Annotated in this window: 14 protein-coding genes; 1 reads left to right on the top strand and 13 read right to left on the bottom strand. The window is 55.9% G+C overall.

The annotated features are described in order from the left end of the window. Positions 1-44: 44 nt before the first annotated feature. From ACLHIL_RS04175 to ACLHIL_RS04155, 5 genes are all read right to left on the bottom strand, one after another. Positions 45-2,174, bottom strand: coding sequence for a glycoside hydrolase family 127 protein (locus ACLHIL_RS04175; protein WP_411296695.1), 2,130 nt, complete (start codon positions 2,172-2,174; stop codon positions 45-47). Between the two features lie 3 nt (positions 2,175-2,177). After that, complete coding sequence (locus tag ACLHIL_RS04170) at positions 2,178-3,038, bottom strand: carbohydrate ABC transporter permease (protein WP_411296694.1); 861 nt, start codon at positions 3,036-3,038, stop codon at positions 2,178-2,180. After that, positions 3,031-3,987: a carbohydrate ABC transporter permease gene (locus ACLHIL_RS04165; RefSeq protein WP_411296693.1), complete on the bottom strand. Its 957-nt coding sequence runs from the start codon at positions 3,985-3,987 to the stop codon at positions 3,031-3,033. The genes ACLHIL_RS04170 and ACLHIL_RS04165 overlap by 8 nt, the downstream gene beginning before the upstream one ends. An 87-nt stretch (positions 3,988-4,074) precedes the next feature. Further along, on the bottom strand, positions 4,075-5,364 hold the full coding sequence (locus tag ACLHIL_RS04160) for an ABC transporter substrate-binding protein (RefSeq protein ID WP_411296692.1): 1,290 nt from the start codon (positions 5,362-5,364) through the stop codon (positions 4,075-4,077). Between the two features lie 229 nt (positions 5,365-5,593). After that, the gene (locus ACLHIL_RS04155; protein ID WP_411296691.1) at positions 5,594-6,334 is read right to left on the bottom strand and encodes a phosphoglyceromutase; all 741 of its coding nucleotides are present in this window, start codon (positions 6,332-6,334) and stop codon (positions 5,594-5,596) included. A 124-nt stretch (positions 6,335-6,458) separates the two neighbouring features. Here ACLHIL_RS04155 and ACLHIL_RS04150 point away from each other — a divergent pair, with 124 nt between their 5' ends. Continuing rightward, positions 6,459-7,586, top strand: coding sequence for a threonine synthase (locus tag ACLHIL_RS04150; RefSeq protein WP_411296690.1), 1,128 nt, complete (start codon positions 6,459-6,461; stop codon positions 7,584-7,586). Positions 7,587-7,865: 279 nt separating this feature from the next. Here the strand turns inward: ACLHIL_RS04150 and ACLHIL_RS04145 are convergent, their stop codons facing one another. From ACLHIL_RS04145 to ACLHIL_RS04110, 8 genes are all read right to left on the bottom strand, one after another. Continuing rightward, positions 7,866-9,158: a hypothetical protein gene (locus ACLHIL_RS04145; RefSeq protein ID WP_411296689.1), complete on the bottom strand. Its 1,293-nt coding sequence runs from the start codon at positions 9,156-9,158 to the stop codon at positions 7,866-7,868. A 519-nt stretch (positions 9,159-9,677) separates the two neighbouring features. Next, a complete protein-coding gene (locus ACLHIL_RS04140) occupies positions 9,678-10,382 on the bottom strand; it encodes an FMN-binding negative transcriptional regulator (RefSeq protein WP_411296688.1) in 705 nt (234 codons plus the stop codon). Between the two features lie 12 nt (positions 10,383-10,394). Further along, the gene (locus ACLHIL_RS04135; protein ID WP_411296687.1) at positions 10,395-12,479 is read right to left on the bottom strand and encodes an ATP-binding cassette domain-containing protein; all 2,085 of its coding nucleotides are present in this window, start codon (positions 12,477-12,479) and stop codon (positions 10,395-10,397) included. Next, positions 12,476-14,557 carry an ATP-binding cassette domain-containing protein gene (locus ACLHIL_RS04130; protein ID WP_411296686.1) on the bottom strand — a complete coding sequence of 694 codons (2,082 nt, stop codon included), beginning with the start codon at positions 14,555-14,557 and terminating at the stop codon, positions 12,476-12,478. Before ACLHIL_RS04130 ends, ACLHIL_RS04135 begins: the two co-directional genes overlap by 4 nt. Continuing rightward, positions 14,554-15,378 carry a heme ABC transporter ATP-binding protein gene (locus ACLHIL_RS04125; protein ID WP_411296685.1) on the bottom strand — a complete coding sequence of 275 codons (825 nt, stop codon included), beginning with the start codon at positions 15,376-15,378 and terminating at the stop codon, positions 14,554-14,556. Before ACLHIL_RS04125 ends, ACLHIL_RS04130 begins: the two co-directional genes overlap by 4 nt. Further along, a complete protein-coding gene (locus tag ACLHIL_RS04120) occupies positions 15,371-16,579 on the bottom strand; it encodes a FecCD family ABC transporter permease (protein WP_411296684.1) in 1,209 nt (402 codons plus the stop codon). Before ACLHIL_RS04120 ends, ACLHIL_RS04125 begins: the two co-directional genes overlap by 8 nt. After that, complete coding sequence (locus tag ACLHIL_RS04115; RefSeq protein WP_411296683.1) at positions 16,576-17,691, bottom strand: hemin ABC transporter substrate-binding protein; 1,116 nt, start codon at positions 17,689-17,691, stop codon at positions 16,576-16,578. Before ACLHIL_RS04115 ends, ACLHIL_RS04120 begins: the two co-directional genes overlap by 4 nt. A gap of 112 nt (positions 17,692-17,803) precedes the next feature. After that, positions 17,804-19,978, bottom strand: a complete 2,175-nt coding sequence (locus ACLHIL_RS04110; RefSeq protein ID WP_411296682.1) for an HtaA domain-containing protein — start codon at positions 19,976-19,978, stop codon at positions 17,804-17,806. Positions 19,979-20,064 lie beyond the last annotated feature (86 nt).

The raw sequence follows: 20,064 nt of genomic DNA, 5'->3' as shown, positions 1-20,064 counted from the left end.
GTGCATTTACACTAGACGTTTGCTCAATTCTCGATTATTCGAGATTATTCCTGATCTCCCGGCACCCAAATACGCATGGTCGCCGCACCTCGATTACCCCACTGGTAGTACGGAATAAAGCGCAGATCAACGCGCTGATAACGCGATTGCTCCCTAGCTTTTTCATCCGCTAACTGCTGATCTCTCTGACCAGTCTGCAAGGAAGCGCCAGTTGTACAGTAGGGCCATTGATGGGTTGAGGTGTTAACCGCATAGCCGGCAGCGCATACTGCCTCACCGCTATCGCTCACCCGCAGTTCACTACCAGGATCAATACGCAAGGAAGCAAAATCATAACGCGGATCTTGGTCTACTGATTCTAGGCACATAACCATCGGGCCATATTCCACTGCATAACAGCCGCGAACAGCATCGACTCGCGGATCAGCGACGCTTAACCGCGGGCGAATCGCCATATCCATATCGATCACATCACCGACGGCCATACCCTCACACAGCCAGGAACTGCACCCAGCTAGGGGCTGCCCCGCTTCGGAATCCGATAGCAACATTTCCCCTACCGAACTATCCAGCCCGACGCCACGCAACACATATCCGCGAGCGTTATCCGCCCAATGCGGCACCCGAATACGAATATTCACTGGACGCTGTGCCTGAATGACCCGCACGCGCACCCGTGATTCCTTCGGATAATTCGTCTCCACTGCTAAGCGCACCAGCCCGGCGTCAGTATGCAGGGTGTATGTTCCTGCCGCATACTGGTGAATCTGCACTTCGTCTTCCCGATGCGTGACGGTGTAGCAGCCCAACTGGGCGATTGTACGTGCCAGGTTTGGCGGGCAACACGAGACTTCGAACCATTCTGAACGGCCTTTCGTCAGCGCCCGCACGCTCACTCCGCCGTTATCGTCGGGCGTGATCGGTTCACGCTGATGCAAGGTATTGGTGTAGAAGAAGCGATCACCGCTTTCGGAAATGGCGGTCGGGATGATGTTGAACAGTACGCGCTCAATCACATCGCCGTAGGACATATCGCCAGTTGCCAGCATTAATCGCCAGGCCACCATGATGGCCGCGACTCCCGCGCAGCTTTCACAATATGCACGATCCGGCGGCAGCTCCCAATCTGCACCAAAAGCCTCATCTTGATGGTGTGAACCCATTCCGCCAGTAATGTAGGTGCGGCGTTCCCAGGTGCGTTTGAATTGCTTTTCAATGATGGCTAGCAATTCGTCATCGCCGGTTTCAACTGCGACGTCAATCGCGCCGGCCGCCAGGTACAAAGCACGCACCGCGTGCCCCTCTAGGACCTCCATATCCCGCACGGGCGTCTCGTCCTGGAAATAGGATTGACCGAATTCGATGGGGCGGAGAGTGCCACGCCCGCGTCGGTCAATGAGATCCTTCGCCAGGCGTAAATATTCCTCCCGACCACTGACTCGATACATTTCTGCCAAGGCGGTTTCTACGACGGGATGCCCACCTACGCTGCGGGTATCCTCATGCAGGAAATGGTGGACGGCGTGGTCAGCAATTCGGGTGGCGAGCTGCCAAGTGCCAGTTGGATCAGATTCGCCTGGATCGCAGCCCTCTAGATCAGAGCTGCACAGATCCGCGTCAGCCTCTGCGATGCATGCACAACCCGCAGCCGTGCGCGCTGCCGCCACTCCCGCTTGTGCCAAATGGCCAGCGCAATATAGCTCATGCCCCCACTCTAAATTGGAGTAGCGAGGGGCCTGCCCGCCGTGCCCGTACAGCGTATGCAGGTATCCATCAGCGTCAACGGCTGGCCAGATCCGTTCCACCAACGCCCGAGCCTGGTTGCGTAACTTCTCGCTATCTGCCCGATGTGCTTCCCACAGGATTGCCTCCAGCACCTTATAGGCGTCGGAATCGGCAAATTCACGCCCGATATGTTCCGTCGTATCACTGCCAGCGGCCACGGCATCGAAGTTACTCATCGTGCCGAATTCATGGATCCAATGGTAGATATGCGGGATCGTCACCTCATGGTTGCGATCTTGCATATATTTCCAAAACCCACCGCTGATCTCGACGTCCCGCACTGAAACGGGCTGAAAAACCGTCGGAACGCGAGGAACGACCGGCGCAACAATCGACTCACGCACGGAGTCGTCCTGCTGCTGGGGAGCGAGTACGGGCTGAGCAGACATGTTTTATCCTTTCACTGCTCCGGAGGTGAAGCCCTTGACGTAGTAACGCTGGAGCGAGAGGAACAAGAAGATGGCAGGCAGGGTCAATACGACCACTCCGGCGGTGGTTAAGCCGTAATCAATGACGCCCATGACCTGTTGGCGCATATTGACCATCGCCAAGGGCAGTGGTGCTTTCTCGGAGCCGAGCAGGTACAGCGAAACCATAAAATCGTTCCAGGCAAAGAGGAAGGTCAGCAGACCGACGGACACCATTGACGGGCGAACCGCCGGCAAGAGAACCCGCACAAAGGCGCTCAAAGAACTACATCCGTCAATCAGCGCTGCTTCTTCTAGTTCCCGCGGAATAGCCGCGAATGCGTTACGCATCATGAACGTACCGAAAGGTAGCTGGAATAGACCCAGCACCAAGCCGACACCGATCAAGGAGTTCTGCATGCCCATTTGCTTCATCCACACCAAGAGCGGAATGAGCAAGGCTGCGTAAGGCACCATCATGACCGACAGGACGAGCATGAATGCGAAGTTGCGCCCCTTGAAGCGGAAGCGGGCAAAGGCGTAGCCGCCTGTTGCGGTTGCAATGACCGTCGCGACCACTGCAACGAGGGAGACGATGAGCGAGTTGCGCAGATACGTCCAGATTCCCAGGTTGTAGTTGACTAAGGTCTGATAGTTATTTAGGCCGTATCCCTCAGTTTGTGCCGTTCCAGGATTTGGAGAGATGGAATTTACGGCTGCCCATACTAGCGGGGATATGAAGGTTACGATAAGCAAAATCCCGAGAATGATACGCCCGATATGTTCGATCCGACGCCCGAGCGGGAGGCTGTTTTGAGTGGGAGCCACTTGTGCCGAGTTAGTCATCCTTATCCACTCCCATCGCCTTGAGCTGGAAGAAGTTAATCACTACCAGGGCAAGCAGGACGATAACGGATAGTGCCGCCGCCATGCCGAGGTCTTTCTTCGTTTCGAATGCGTATTTGAAAATGAGCTGGACGATACTGACCGTCGAGTTATTCGGCCCACCTTTGGTCAAGATGTAGAACTGGTCGAAAGCAAGCAGCGAGCCAGTGATGGACATAATCCAGGTCATCGCCAAGGTTGGGCGCAGAAGCGGCAGGGTAATCGAACGGAATTGCTGCCATCGATTTGCCCCGTCAACTCGTGCCGCTTCGTAGACGTCACCTGGGATGGCCTGCAAGCCAACCATCGTCAGCAGCATGTAATAGCCGGTAAAACGCCAGACGATCAGGAACACTGTTCCCCATAGAGCACCGTTTGGTGTGCCGAGCACAGAGGCCGTATCCGAGTCAAAACCAAAGAAGCCCAAGAATTTCTTTAGCGGCCCTACTTGCGGGGAGTACAGCGCGTAGAACAGCAATGACGAGGAGGCGATGCCCAAGGCTGAAGGCAGCAAGATGGCCGTTCGCACCACGTTATTCCAGCGGTAGGAATCCTGCAAAAACATTGCCAGAAGCAGAGCCAAAGGCATGAGAATCAGGGTGGTGATGATGGTGTATTTCAAGGTGAAGATTGCTGCGTCTTTCAGCAGTGGTTCTTCAAAAACCTTAATGAAGTTCTCCGGAAAATTCGTTCCTAAGTTGCCACCTAATAGCGTCCATTTCATCGTTGACATGACGATGACGAGGACGATGGGAACTAGGAAGAATAAGACAATGAGGAGCAGCGTCGGCGTCAGGAAGGACCACCCGCGAGCAGCTTCTCCAGAACTGCGGCGCCGCCTAATGTTGCGTGCGCGACGCACCGACGGCTCAGCGGCCGAGTGCGCAGTCGATTGAGTATGTGATGACATGGTGATTGTACTTCTCCTCATTGACCGAGGGATGTGAGCGACTGGCGGGGAGCGCCGCTTAATTGCGCTCCCCGCCAGTGTGGTGCATTACTGCCCGAGAATCTTGGTGATTGCTTCATTATCCGCCTTGAGAGCTCCTGCGTCTCCCCATACGGCGTTCTGGATCAATAGCTGCCAGGGGCTTCCCGGAGCATTGAAGGCTTCGTTGAAGTTACGAGCCACCGGCGTGCGACCATCCTTGACCACACCATTGGCGATGATGGTACGCGGATCTGCGCTGCCGTATGCCGATTCGAGAACCTTGATGTTGCCAGCGGTGTCATTGTTCTTCACAAAGACTTCCTTTTGGGCGTCTTCCGTCATCAGCCATGCCATGAAATCCCATGCGCCGTCAACGTCCTTGCACGAGGAGGTGATGCCGATAGCATCGCCACCGAGGAAGGTGGACTGCCCGCCCTTCAGACCAGGGATCGGAGCAACGCCGATTTCGAAGTCTTTGTTGGCGAACAAGCCGGTTGCCGTGGTGAACGGGTACGGCATGACACCGACCTTGCCTTCCTGGAAGGGGGCCGTCCAGGTTGCGCCGGTCTCTTCGCGCGAGCCAGCGCCCAAACCGTTCGGAGTCTCAGCGAGGGTCCGGTATGCCTTGAGCAGTTCTGCCGATTCTGGGGAATCCAACAGCGCCTTGCTGCCATCTTCCGAGAGCACTTCCGCACCGGAGCCCCAAATCGTCGGGAACAGGGTGAACACTAGCGCGCCACCGGACTGACCAGCCAAGTAGCTACCCGAAACGCCTTCCTTGTTCAGCTTTGCGATAGCCTGTGCCTGCTGGACGAATTCATCCATCGTCGTCGGGCCCTTTTCCGGATCAAGCCCGGCTTCCTTGTAGAGGTTCTTGTTCCATACCATGACGGAAATATCCGTCACGAAGGGAAGCGTGTGCTTCTTGCCGTCGATCGTGCCTGCCGCAATGTGACCAGCCTGCAGATCCTTAACGTTCTCTAGCCCGTCAATACGATCGGTCAAGTCGGTGAAGATTCCTTGTTCCGTCCAGTACGGGATACGCACCACATCACCGGCGAGGAGGCACGGGAGGGAATCCGTCTGAACTGCTGCGCCAACCTTGCCTTCAACATCATCGTTCGGCAAGATTTCCAACTGAATCTTCTTATCGTGCGTGGCGTTGTATGCCTCAACTGCGTGCTTGCCCTGCGATTCGAGCGGAGCGCGCGTCCACATCACAAGGTTTCCTGAGCCTTCACTGCCGCCAGATCCACCCTCTGACGATCCTGAATCCGAGCACGCCGTCAGCCCGAGCAGTGTGATGCCTGCAATCGCGCCGGTTGCCACTAACTGCGAGCGAAACTTTTTCGCCATAACAGTTCTCCTAACTCCATTGTTATCTGTCCTAACGCGAACGGTATGCCGCCATATTGCCCGGTGTTCCATTTCCGTAAGCGCTTACGTAAAACAATAATACGCCCACTCGCAGACCACAAGAGATTTTGACAATTTGCTTGATATGGCACACCGCTTTGATACAAAACAGCAAAAAGTGGGGCGGCGCCACAACGCCACCCCACTTCGGGTTCACCTCAACAGAAAATTACTTTCCTTGGTTTGCCACTGCCTCAATCGCAGCCTTCGCTGCCTCTGGATCAAGGTACGTGCCGCCCTTCGTCAGCGGCTTGAGCGTTTCCTCGCACAGCTCATAGTAGAGCGGAATACCCGTAGGAATATTCAACCCTGAGATCTCATCGTCGGAAATCTCATCAAGATGCTTAACAATCGCCCGCAGCGAGTTACCATGCGCAGCGATCATAACCGTCTTGCCCGTCTTCAGATCCGGAACAATTGCCTCTTCCCAGTACGGCAGCAGACGCTCCAACACATCTTTCAAACATTCCGTATCCGGAATCGGCTCGCCAGCATACCGTGGCTCCGCATCCTGGGAGAACTCCGAACCCTTCTCAATCGGCGGCGGTGGCACATCGTAGGAGCGACGCCACTGCATGAACTGCTCCTCGCCGTACTCATCGCGGATTTCCTTCTTATTCTTGCCCTGCAACGCGCCATAGTGACGCTCGTTGAGCCGCCAGCTACGCTTGACCGGAATCCAGTGCAAATCAGCAGCATCCAACGCAAGGTTCGCCGTCATAATCGCCCGACGCAGCAGCGAGGTGTGCAAAATCTCCGGCGTCACCCCAGCGTCTTTCAGCAGACCGCCAGCACGAACCGCCTCTCCAGTGCCCTTCTCCGACAACGGGACGTCAACCCAGCCGGTGAAGAGGTTTTTGGCATTCCACACGCTCTCGCCGTGACGGACGAGGACTAACTTGTACACCATGTTCTTCCTTCTGTAGTCCTGACGTGCACGATCGCGCACATTCAGATCAATTCTACCGATAGTTCTCCTCAGATATTGGCTAACTTGGTCCTAGACCGGAGGATTACCCGCTACGCTGTGAGCTATGAACGACGATTCCGCTTCCGCATATCCTGCCCGCGCCGACCTGCTCACCTGGCGAGCCGCCGATGGCTCCCCCCTGTGGCTTCCCGCCCAATCCGGATTAACACCAGCCGATATCGTCACCACCGAATTTTCCATGTGGCGATACGCCGCCACCTTGCCTATCCCACATTCTGATCGAGTCAGCCTAGGCGAAGGCTGCACACCCCTCGTCGAACTCGATTCCTGCGGCACACTAGAGAAACTCGAATGGCTCAACCCCACGTCATCTTTCAAAGATCGCGGCGTCGCCATGATGATCTCCCAGCTCAAAGCCTTAGGCGCGCAGCGAGTCCTCGAAGACAGCTCCGGCAATGCTGGATCATCCGTTGCCGCCTACGCGCGAGCCGCCGGCATGCAGGCAACCATCCTCGCACCAGCCCACACCTCATCCCATAAGATCTCCCAAATTCGCTCATTCGGCGCCACAGTTGAGCTCATCTCAGGATCGCGCGATGACGTCTCCGCCGCCGCCGTCACGCTAGCCCAACAGATCCCATACGCCAGCCACAACTGGAATCCCTACTTCCTACACGGCATCAAAACCATCGGATATGAGATCTGGGAATCACTTGCCTTTACACTGCCCGATAATATCGTCACCGTCGCCGGATCTGGCTCTATCGCGCTCGGTCTTGACCTCGCTTTCACCGAACTGCGCCAGGCTGGGCAAATAACTAAATCGCCGCGAATTTTCGTCGGACAACCCCTCGGATTCGACCCAATCGTTCACCTGGCTAACGGCACAACTCCGCCGCCAAGCAACATTGAAAAACCGGCACGGCTGGCAGAGGGGGCCTCCATCACTCGCCCGGTGCGCGGCGCACAGGTTGCCGAGGTGGTACGCCGCAGCGGTGGGCACGGCGTAAGCGTCAGCGATGAGCAGATTGCCCGAGCAACTCAATACCTCGTTTCCCGAGGAATATTTGCTGAACCGACGAGTGCCCTCGCCTATGCAGCAACCGAGATATTGCGCGATAGCGGCGTCATTACCAGCTCCGAACAAACCGTCGTCGTCTTAACTGGCACCGGATTGAAAGCCGCCGAAGCAATGGCGGCTGCCTTAGCTTGGAGAAAGGCTGATATATAAGCGCAACTGATAGCACAATGCGGCATGTACACAATCCGATTCACACGTTTTGCTGCGCACCTCAGCTAGCTTTCACGCGAACTAATAACTTTCAAATGCAACATAGGCAGCTATTTTTAGCAGATCGCTCTGTGGCTGCCCAGAAACTGCACAGCCACAGAGCACACGCCATTGCGACTACCACAATGCACGCAACAGCTAAGCCAGCGCAACGGCACTCCCACTCAGAAAACCTGCCCAGCGCAACTCGCCAGCTAGCAGCCTCGCGCAATCTTCCACTTAGGCAAAATGATTAATCAGCAGTGCAATCACAACAACCACTACCAGCCCAAATAGCTGAGCCGGACGCTGGAAACGATTAGCACGACGCAAATCCGACCCAGGCACAACGGGAATCGTGGTTGCCAATGCCGCCACCGGACCACCCGTTAAGAAGAACTGCATGATCGCCGCCGGTCCACACGCCGCCACAGCAAGAGCTAAGGGGCTAATGCTGATAGCCACCCCGTTCATCGCCATCATCAAACGCACCGTTGGCAAAATAATGGCAGCCGACGCAGAATTCGACTGTGTGAGCAGCCCCGCCAACGCAGAAATAATGGCGATAGACATAATCGGCATAGCTATAAATAGCGGCTTAAACCAGTCAGACAAGAGATCTGTTATACCGATAGCGTCAATAACGCTCGACATATACAAAAATCCCACGGTCGCGACCAAGGGAACAGCAATGCGTTTGGCGGAGTCAAGCATGGCCGCTTCGGCAGCAACCGGGTGGCACCGCCCCATGACCATAACCAAAATCGACACCAGGAAACCGACCAGGAAAACCGGATACCCCAGCGAGAATCCTATAACTAACAACACGAAAGGCAGCAGCACAAACCAGACGGACTTTTCCCCGTCAACACGCTGAAAATCCCCCATCGCCTGAGCGCGATCCTCAGCGGGAATCTGTGCCCCAGACTTGCGCACTGACCGGCGCATCCGAATAAAGGACACCGCAAAAATAGATAGCCCCGTCACCAGCCCCACGACGTTAATCGCCCCAAATTTAATGCCGACGAGAGCCATAACCGCGAGCAAGGTCGGATGCGTGAAACCCGCGAAATTACCTAGGTGCCCAGCATGAGCATGCGTCCCCGCGCTCTGATTCGGATCAGCACCAAGCCGGACGGAAGCCGGGCCAGTCACCACTGCCGTGATTGCCGGTTGAGTAAAGCCGGTAAAGCCGCCGATGATGCCAGCCCCAATGCCACCCATCGTGGCAACCCCTGGCCCACCACCGATTCGATTGCCGACGCGGATCATCGCCTTAACGAGGACGTGCAGGAAACCGGCGTATTCCATCGCTCCAATGAAGATAAGAACGCCAGCCATATCGGCGATAACAGGATTCAATCCGCCGGCAACAAGATTGACGATAGCAACGTCGGAATCGCCACGGATTGGCAGACCGTAAACCAGCGCCGATAGCGTTGCCCCCACAATAGCTGTTGAGTAGAGCGGAGTTTTTCCGATCAGCATTAAGACCAAGGTCAATGCCATGATGATCTGCGCGAGTACGTCCATGATTCCCCCCCCCTAACTGCAGGTATCTTGCCAAGATCCAGCGCGGCTACCTGCCACACCACGCCTATCTGCGGCAATACAAATTAGCACGAGCCGAGACATACCCGCCGTTACTGCTCCTGCGAACATCCCGCAGTGCGATAGCCGAACGCTACGCCCTTCAGCGGAAAAGGCACAGATGCGCCGATACAACCCAGCTCACCTCTAGTTTATTGGGTATCTGCCTAAGCCTGCCGAGAATTATCAGGATTGCTGCACTCACTTACGCAACCAACGCTAAGGAGCATTACCCGCACAAGAGCGCCAAAACAACATAAGAGAAAACACTACGGGCATATAAACCTAGGAACAATATGAGCCTAAGCAGCACACGCCGCTTAGAATCAGCACACCCTCAAGAACCTTATAGACGCAAGATGCTCAAAACATAAGAGTTTCGAAGCGCTATGAGTCTAAACTCTGCACGACTGCAAACACTGCGAACGAAAATACGAAAATACCGCGCTAAGGTTATGAACGCTAAAACTCCACATCGGGTAGGGCGATAGGTAGCGTTGAGCGCCCGGCCTGCCGAGCATTTTCCACTCGTGCTTCCCGAGCCAGCGCCCAGGGCACGGCAATCTCCTCCATTGCATCTGCAACCGGAGCGGCCAGGGGATCGCGAGCGCGCAGGCGTTGTGCCGTATCTCGGATCTCCATCGCCGCCATATTTTGCCCAAGTTTTGCCTTACCTGCAATTTTCTCCACCTCAAACTCAATACCGACGAGGGCATTCAAGGCATTGTTGATTCGCTGATAGTTTGAGTGCGTCTCAGGCCGCCAGGTATCTTCATGTGCCGCCACTAGTCGCGCCAGGTGTTCCCGTTTCCATGCCGGATCGTCATGGATAGTGAAATGCCCGTGCAGATGTACCGTGATGTAATTCCAGGTGGGAACGACGGGCATTTTCGCCTCTGGTTTTTCTGCCGGAAGATCTGTTCCTGCGATATGGGTTTGCGGGCCAGTCACAATCACCATCGCCGCCCCTGGGCTGCGCCACTGTGGATTCACCCGATTCACATGCGCTTGGAGCATGGCGCGCTCCCCGTCACGAACAACGTTAAAGGGCAATAGGCTCGCATCGAATTGCCCAGAGGCAAGGCTCACAAACTGGCCGACTCCGAGCTGGCAAACAAGCTGCCAAGCGCGCTCCTCGTCAAGCTGATGTTGCTGCGCGACGTACACCTTTTGACCACCTCACGAAAACATGGCACGAATCTGTTGCGCCGACCCCTGCGCCCGCACGCTCCCCGCGTCAAAGAGCACCACATGGTCACAGTCTGCGATGGAATCACGACGATGTGTGATCTCAATAAGCGTCATCTCCACTTCCGCTTGCGCCAAGGCTCGGCGAATATCGCGTTCCAGTTCGACATTAACATGCGCGGTGAACTCATCAAGAACAAGCACCCTGGGTTTCATCAGTAACGCCCGCGCCAAACATAGCCGTTGTGCTTGACCTCCAGACAGCGCCGCGCCATTATTCCCCACTGGTGTATCCAGCCCTTGCGGCATATCGCGAATATCGGTATCGAGGGCGGCGATACTCAAGGCCTGCCACATCTGCTCCTCGGTTGCCTGCGGCACGGCAAGCAGGAGATTCTCCCGAATCGAACAGTTGAGCAGTTCATTATATTGGGAGACGATGACGACGCCAGTGCGCAAGGAATCCAGGGTGTATTCGGTAATTGGGATGCCGTCCACAGTGATATTTCCGGTATCAGGATCGTCATACCGCGCCAATAGTTGCACGCATGTTGATTTTCCAGAGCCGGAAGCCCCTAAGAACACCGTGTGTTTCCCTGCTGGAGCGACGATAGATACCTCGCGTAGCTCAAAACCTGGCTGCCCACTGGCGGTTTCATATTGATAGGAGACGTTATTCCATGCCACCGTCGGGGCAGAATTCTGCACTAATTCTTGCGAACCATCACCAACACGTATTGGGGCGTGGCTAATATCCCACAGGCGGCGCGCTGCGGCAAAGGAATGATCGAGATAGCCGACGGCATCTTCTACTCCGCGCGGCCCTTCAAACAGCCGCAAAGCCCCCGCAACCATGCCTGCCGTCACAATTGGTGAATAGTGGCCAACGGCGGGGATAGAGATCGCTGCGAACAGCATCAACATAATATTTACTGCCCGACGTGAAGCGAGGATACGGCGGGAAATCGCTGCTGTGCGGGCAACTTCGTCGTCAATTTTTGCCATCTCGGCCGCGCGATCATCTGCTCGACCATATCCGACAACTTCTTCTTTGCCGAAAATGGAATCCGAAACGTGGTGGGATAGGACCCGCCGAGTGCGGATAGTATCGGCCGTCGCGGCTAAGGCTCGGCGAGTTCCCACATAAGGAACCAGGCTGAGCGAGAGCATTACACATAGGGCTGGGATTATCACAATATCCCAACCGATCCATAGGCCAGTGACGAGTAAGGCCAACGGTGGCACGACGTATGCTGCAACCAACGGAGCGAAAGTATGAGCATAGAACACTTCAATACGATCGACGTCTCGGGTCAGGGACGCCAAAATATCACCGGAGCGAGAGCGGTAGACGATCGCCGGAGCTTTCGGCCACAGGGTTGCAAAAACGTGGGTTCGCAATAATTCCAAGGCTTTGAAGGCAACGTAATGCCCAGAGAACTGCTCTAAATAGTAGGCCACAGCTTTTGCCAGCGCGATAAGCACTAATCCCAGGAAGATGATCGGCGAAGCAGCACCATAGAAAAGTGCCACCACCCCTGCCCCCATCACGGCAAAGAGGCTTATCTCAAGGCTGAGGTTGACGATCCGCATAAAGGCCGAGAAAAACAAGGGTTTGTGAACCGGACGAGTGATGGCGGTTAACCATCGGATCAGTTGCGGCGTCGTCACTACGGTTGATGTAGCGGCCGATGCAGTGGTTGATGTGGCGGCGCGCAGCGCAAAATCGGCTGCCGAATCCGGGCAGGAGGCAGCCGCCGAGTTGTTCCTTGCCGCCTCAGCCAGCTTTGATTGCGTTATCGCTGGCTGAGGCGCGGTTGGCTGGGGCATCGTTAGCCGATCTGCCGTTGGCTGCTCATTTACTGGCTGGGCTGGCATCGATTGCGCTGTCACTGGTTGAGCAACGGCTGAAACTGCCTGGGCAGGTGAGGCCTGGTTTGCTGCCAGGTGATGTGCTGTGGGGCGATGCGCCGTCGGCTGATCCGTCATTCGTTGATCTTTAGTTAGCTGATCTTTAGTTAGCTGATCTTTAGTTGACTGATCCGTTGCCGGTTGATTCTTCGTCGGCCCATTCATCGCTGTTCCTCCGTCACATGCCCATCAGCCAGATGCCATTGCCGGTTGCTTAACTGCAGCAGACTTGGGCGATGGGTAATAAAAATACAGGTATATTCCGGGCCAATCTGCGTTATAGCACGGAGAATATGCTGCTCTGAATCCATATCAACATGCGAGGTTGGCTCGTCGAAGAGGATCAGCCGACGCTGGGAGAGAAAAGCCCGCGCCAAGGAGAGTCGTTGCGCCTGACCCCCAGAGATCAACGCCCCACCCTCACCTAAATCCGTCTCTAATCCAGCGGGCATCGCTCGCACATCATGTGCCACATAGGCTTTCTCCAGAGCCTGCCACATCTGCTCCTCAGTCGCCTGTGGGCAAGCCATCCGCAGATTATCCGCAATTGTTCCGGTGAACAGCCAGGTGCGTTGGGATACCACGGCTGAGCAGGCTCGCAGGCGGGAAAGATCCGTCGTCGCCGCTTCATAACCGGCGATATTCAAAGCACCCTGTTGCAGCGGCAGCACTCCCGCAATGAGGGATAAGAGGGTCGTCTTTCCCGAACCAGAACGCCCGGTCACAGCGATACGATCACCCGGGTACACCGTGAGATTGAGGTTGCGTAGTACCGGGCCTCGCCCATAGTCGTGGCATAAATCTTCGAGATGGATAATCGCTTTATTTGGGCAAGCGCGGCTCACGCGTACCCCACTGCGCTCTGGTAGGGCTGCCGGTAGTTGCATTTTGGTGCAGGTCGGATTGGATTCGGCGTTCTGGGCCTCAGAGCAAGCAGATCGCGTGCGTTGAACCGGAGTATCCGACCGAGTGGCAGTTTGCGCGCGTTGCGGATGCCCTTCAGCTTCGACTTGCGCGTCATATTGCGTTTTGCCGACGTATCGGCCCTGATCCTTATCCGAATTTTGAGAGCTCTGTGGCGCCTGGCTGCTGTGTTGCGAGCGCTCGGCGCGGTAAGTCTGCTCGTGGTTTTCACTACGCTCGCCATATTGGCTATGCGCGTGGGATCGGCTATGTTCGCCACGTTCTTGGCTCTGCTCCTCGCGCTGGTCACGCCCGCGATGTGCACTACGCGCGCTATGCTGGGAATGCCCATTACCCTGATCGTGCCCACCATGCTCATTCTTGCCACAGCGCGCGTGCCGCCCCAACGTAGCCGAATCCGCCGAGAATAGGTAGCGATTGATCGCCCGCTGGGCCGCTTTACCGCCCATTCCGATATAGAAGAACCCTGCCACCTGCTGTAGCGGTTCGATCAGTAAAAACGTTAACAGTGCCACCGTCAATGCCTGGCTCATCGTTATCGCCCCAGAGCTATGCCGCCACACCGCTAGAGCAGCCACAGCACAGATCAAAATAAGGGAAAATACCCCATCGAGCACAATAATGACGATCTGATTGCCCGCCAACAGTTTCATAATGGCTTTGCGATTGCGTTCCCCTGCCTCTCGTAATTCGTCTTCTACCCGACGGCCGGCGCCCAATAGCCGGATCATCACCAGGTGGCGAATCGCGTCAATATAACGGGCCATGAGCGCTGCACGTTGGCGTCGGGAATGAGCTGAAGTCCCTCTAAATAGCCGCAAAAAGCCCAGTACACATCCAGGCACAAAGGGTACAAGCACAAGCATTGCCAGCCCGATAAGCGGATCAATAGCAATCGCAATATAGGCGATCGTTAACACCGGAATAGCTAGCGCTGCCTGTGTTGCTCCGCGATACACCTGGAGATATTCCGTGACGCGCTCAGCATTATCCGTCATCAAAGTAACGACGTGCGCATCGCGATCCGGCGCATCGTCTGGGCTCGGTCCAGTCTCATATAACCGACGAAGGATCCGTCGGCGCAAATATTTTTCTTCCGCCCGCGCCCCACGCCCACCGACAACCAATTCACCATAGGCGCATATTCCGGCAAGAATCGCGAATATCGCAGGCATGATCCAGCCGTGAGAACTTGGGCGAAAAACCTGCGGTGCCAGCGCACATAACGTTGCCCCCACCCAGAGGGCATAGCCCAGACGCAAGGCCATTACGAATCGGGTGGTGCGAATTCCTTGAGCAGAAATTGCTGTTGCTGTCACTTTCGCACTCCTTTGCGTTCCGGAATAATCACTATCTCGCCGTCCACTTCACTCACCCGAATCGGCCATCCGTACACCTCAGTGAGAAGATCTGGAGATAAAACCTCGCTCGGCGGACCAAAAGCAACGACTTTCCCTGCGCTCATCACCGCAATGCGATCACAGTAGGCCGCTGCCAACTGCAAATCATGCATCACCGCGATAACCCCACATCCCTTACTAGCAAGCTGGGTGCATAACTCCATCGTTCGCTCTTGATGGGCAATATCTAAGGCAGCCGTCGGTTCATCCAGAAAAACGACGTGGGCGTCTTGGGCAATGACGCGGGCGAGTGTGACTCGTGATTTTTCTCCGCCAGATAGTTGCGTGACATCCCGATCGACGAGATGTTCCACATCGGTACATTCGATAGCGCGACCGACCATCTGCTCGTCACGCTCAGTATCGCGCGGCCAACACGAGCGACCCATGTACACAATATCGTGTACTAAATACGAGAACGGAAAATCGCTTGATTGCGGCATGACTGACCGCTTTTGTGCCAAACTCCGACGATCATATTCCGCCAACGAACGCCCACACAGGGATACCGTGCCGCTAGCGGGCCGCAGATCTCCGGCCAACACCCCCAACAGCGTGGATTTTCCTGTCCCGTTCGGCCCAAGCAAGCCCACCACTTCACCAGCTCGCACATCCACACTGACCTGGCTCAGAATTGGCCGCTGCCCGTAACAAAAGGAAATATCATGGCAGGTAATCAGTACTTCACCAGGGTCTATCGCGCCGGTATCAGTACGAGTGGGAGTATCAGTATCAGCCACGACGCATTCCTCTCATGCCACGGCGCAGCAGGATGAAAAACGTTGGACCCCCTACCAGCGCAGTAAAAATTCCAATCGGCAGATCGGCAAACGGGATCACGGTGCGAGCTGCCAAATCAGAAAGCGTGATAAGCAGCGCCCCGCCGAGCAGTGCCCCCGGCAAGAGATATTTGTTCATAGGTCCAATGAGTAAACGCAGAACGTGCGGAACGATCAACCCGACGAAAGCAATCACTCCAGCGTATGACACTGCCGCCGCCGTCATTAATGCCGTTATCCCGATAGCACATACTCGCACTGCATGAACTGAGACTCCTACGTGCCCAGCAGCTTTTTCACCAAGCGCCAATGTATCGAGTTTCCACGCCATGCTTATGGCACCGAGCAGGCCAATCCCCGTAATGATCGCAACTGTGAGCACATGTGCCCAGCTTGCCCCATTAAGCGATCCCATTTGCCAAAACACGATTTGATCACGAGCCGTCGTGGGGGCAACGTACGTTGCGATTGACGTCAACGCCGAACATACGGCAGTCACTGCAATTCCCGTCAGCACTAAGGTGATGACGTCAGCCCGACCGCCAGAACGCGACAATAAATAGACCGCCGCAGAAGCAATAAGCCCGGAACAGAAAGCCGCCAAGGGCACCGCAAATCCGCCGAGTGCATAAGGGAAGACCACAATGGCTATCGACGCCCCGACCGCACATCCCGATGACACCCCGATGATGCCCGGCTCGGCAAGCGGATTAGAGAAAATAGCTTGCATAATAGCGCCAGATACCGCCAATGCAGCTCCGACCAGCAAACCAAGAGCAATCCGCGGGAATCGGATCTTCCACAGCACCTGGGTAGCGTTAGCGTCTGCCGGCTCACCACCAATACCGAAATGCGAAAAGAACCCACGAATGACGTCCGGGATTGCAATCTCGTATTGCCCAATTGACGCCGATAGCACGACCGCTCCGATAAGCGCGACGATGAGAACAATAAAAGTCAGTACGCGACGGCGGGTGCGGGCACGAAGCCCGCCACGGCGCGAATTACACCCCGGGCGCGCACACTGGCACTGTTCTTTCTGTGGCTGCTGTGCCGAAAGCTGCTGTGCGTGCGGATGTTTCACCCCAGATGTTTGTGCCGCAGGCGAGCCCTTAGCCGGTGAGGTATGCGATCGGCGATGAAATAGCTGATAAACACTCACTGCGCTTCATCGACCCCATAAAGCGCCCGAGCCACTGCCAACAGAATCTCACCCGTTTGCGGGCCAAAGGCGAGCGATATTCCGTCAGGGATCACTACCACACGCTGATGTTCCCCAGCGCGTGTCTGTGCCACTCCTGGGCGGGCCAATAAACCAGTTAATCCGTCAGTGGATTCCAAACCATTCTTCATCACGAAGATGACCTGCGGATTTAATGCCACTAAGGCTTCCGCATTGGCGGGAGCCACCGAGGTAATCCCGTGTTCGCTCGCAACGTCACGCCCACCCACATGGGTAATGAGTTCCCCGGCCCCATCCTCCGAACCAAGGATGAAGAAGATTCCTGCCGTCCCGCGCACATACAAGAACGCAATATCGAGCGGCTGAGCTGGCGTCCACTGAGCAATCTGCTCTTGTGCGCTGGCAATCTCTGACTCTGTGCGTTGCGCGAGGGCTTTCCCAGCCTCGTCAGCTCCTAATGCGTGCGCCACTGTTTCAATCAGGGTGCGAGTATGAGAGATGGAACGTGCCGGATCAACTAATACGACGGGAATTCCCATAGCCCGCAGTTGGTCGAGAGATTCTGGCGGGCCAACAGATCTATCTGCCAAGATTACGGTCGGATTCAGCGCAATAATGGCTTCAGTATTGATGGAGTGGCCATTTTCTGTCACGACGGGGAGGCTCTGCAATGCCTTTTCCGTTGAGGATACTGTGCGCCCGACGAGCCGATCGCCATATCCCAGCGCAATGACGGTACGCGATAATGTGCCGTTAATATCGAGGGCCAGAATACGCGAGGTATCGGATACCGTGACGGAATTGTGCTCGTAATCGGTGAGCGTCACCGGAAGTTTTTGGGCGAAACTCCCCTCAATGGGGACGGGATCGCCAATATCTGCTACCTGGCTTATTCCGGTGAGGCGTGCTGGATCAGGTAGCGAGGATTTACCTGATTCTGCGGCCTGCGCTTGTGTTGATGTGCCATCTGACGTGCTGGTGGAGGTTTTGTTATCAGAGGCTGGAGGCGACGTGGGGTCTGCTCCACATCCGGTCAACAGCAGAGTGAAGGAGGCCCCGAGCGCGAGGCTGAATGCACGCAGTTTTTTCATTGTTCCTCGTCATCATGGTGTGGGATGAACGCGCTACAGATTTGCATTCATCCCACACCATTAGGGTTTTATTGCGAGTTTTCCGCTCACATATATGGTTTTTCGCTGATATTTATGCCGTCATTTCCCGACGCCGTACGACCAGGAGGAGCGCACCCAGGAGAGACAGCGCCAAGGCCACGCCAGCGGTGGCAGGCACTGCCGCACCCGTGTAGGTGAGCTTGCCTGACCCGTCGTAGAATGTGTGCTCACCCGTCACCGGATCGCAGGCATTGTTCGGAGTCAGAGAGACGGAGGAGGACATCGCATTGAGTTCTTCGCCAGCCGAGTAGAAACCAGCGAAGGCAGCCGCACCTGCTGACGTCAAGGTCACTGACGCTGTTGAGAAACTCAGCGAGCTGTAGCCTGCTTTCTTTCCGGAGAGCACGACGTTAGCAAAGTGAACCCGACCGTGATCCGTCCGATTGCCAGACATATCCGAGGAGGAAACCGTCGCGTATAGCGCGGCGGAATTTCCGTTGATGACGAGCGAAGGGTTCGAGATCGTCATATCCAAAACGCCTTTGTGACCAGTGAAATGGACTGTGCCAGAGTAGTTGAGCGTACCAGTGCCTGCATTCAGATCGTAGGAGCCGCTGCGCGCTGGCCACACCAGGGTTGATCCGGTCCACGTCACCCCACCGGAGGTTTCCATCGTGCCGTTGGCGATTGAACCGCGAACGTAGTTAACGAACGAGGAGCGCACGCCCCAATCCAGCGAACCAGCCGTCACCCGAGTCTTGGTGCGGTCCACCTCGCATTGCTTCGCCGGAGCGGGAGCCTCAGGAGCCGGAACTGGCGCGGGCTGCGGCGCCGGAGCCGGTTGCGGGGTAGGTGCTGGAGCTGGATCCGGTGCGGGCTGCGGTTTGAGGCCAGCCCGATAGACCACCGGAGTCGCGGTATTTTGGGAGGGATCCTGCACGCCCTTTCCGTGCGCTTTGGAGGTAAGAATCGTGAATTCTACGCCGTCTTTCTTTGCTGGCACGGTAAAGGTCGCAGTAAATGTGCCGTCAGGATTTAACGGGATCATCTGCCCTTGGCGTGCGGTAATTCCTGGATTGACCCAGAATACGTTGCTCGCATTGGGATCCATCGTGGTGAAGTACTCGTAGAAGCTCTTTCCTTGCGCATTTTCTGCTAACCCGACGTAAATGCCTGGCTTTTGCGCAGAGAATCCTTTACCTGTGACGGTGATTGTGCCGCCATCCTCCGAGACTTCCGTTACCGTCACACTCGGCTTAGTTGCTGGTTGTGGCGTCGGCTCGGGTTTGGGTTCCGGTTTCGGCTCAGGCTTCGGGCTTGGATCGGGGGTGGGAGCCGGAGCTGGCTCATAGGTAATATCAGCCGCAGCATTTTGCGACTTATCCATCATGCCCATGCCATGCGCCTTGGAGGTCAAAACGGTGAGTTTCTTTCCTTCTGCGTAGGCCGGAACCTCCATCGTCACTTCGAATGAGCCATCGGCTTTGAGGTAGTACTTACCTTCCGTCGGAGAATCCGTCGGTGGGCGCAGATAGATGATCTTTTTCATCTCATCGCTACCCATCTTGAAGTACTCGTAGAAGGCCTTTCCTTCGGCGTTAGTGGCGATACCGACGTAGATTCCCGGACCACTGGTAGCAAAACCTTTACCCGTGACGGTGACTTTTCCGCCAGCATAGGGGGCCACGCTGGCGCTAACCGTTGGCTGCGCCGGTGCAGGCTCAGGTGCGGGATCTGGTTTGGGCTGCGGATCTGGTTTCGGATCTGGAGTTGGCGCCGGATCGGGGGTGGGAGCCGGAGCTGGCTCGTATGCAATATCCACCGAGGCATTTTGCGAGGGATCTTGCGCCCCCATGCCATGTGCTTTCGAGGTCAGGATGGTGTAGGTCGTTCCCTCGGCGAATGCGGGAATATCGAAGGTCAGTTCAAAAGAACCATCCGCTTTGAGGTAGTACTTACCTGCAGCCGGAGAGTCGGAGGGCGGAAGAACGTACTTGACTTTCTTCATCGACTCGTCATCCATAGCAGTGAAGTACTGATAGAAGGTTTTTCCTTGCGCATTGGCAGCAAGCCCGACGTAGATTCCCGGAGATTTTGTGCTAAATCCATTGCCGGTGATCGTGACGGTTCCGCCACTGCGCGGGGCAACAGTTGCGGTGAGGCTTGGCGCACCTTCAGCATGTGCTGGCGAGGTAACGGCTAGCCCGGGAACAAGGAGTCCCAACACCGCAAACAGCGCAATAATGGCTCTTTTGGCGCGTGTCATATTATTCCTTCCACTGACACATCGACTAATTCTGCAAAGTTAGGGTATCCCAAGTTTTTCTAATTACGCAACGAAAGTTTGATGTT

Source organism: Trueperella sp. LYQ143 (assembly GCF_046599595.1).
Lineage (GTDB): Bacteria > Actinomycetota > Actinomycetes > Actinomycetales > Actinomycetaceae > Trueperella.
Note: the sequence above shows the minus strand (reverse complement) of the source record. Positions and strands in the feature narration are given on the sequence as shown.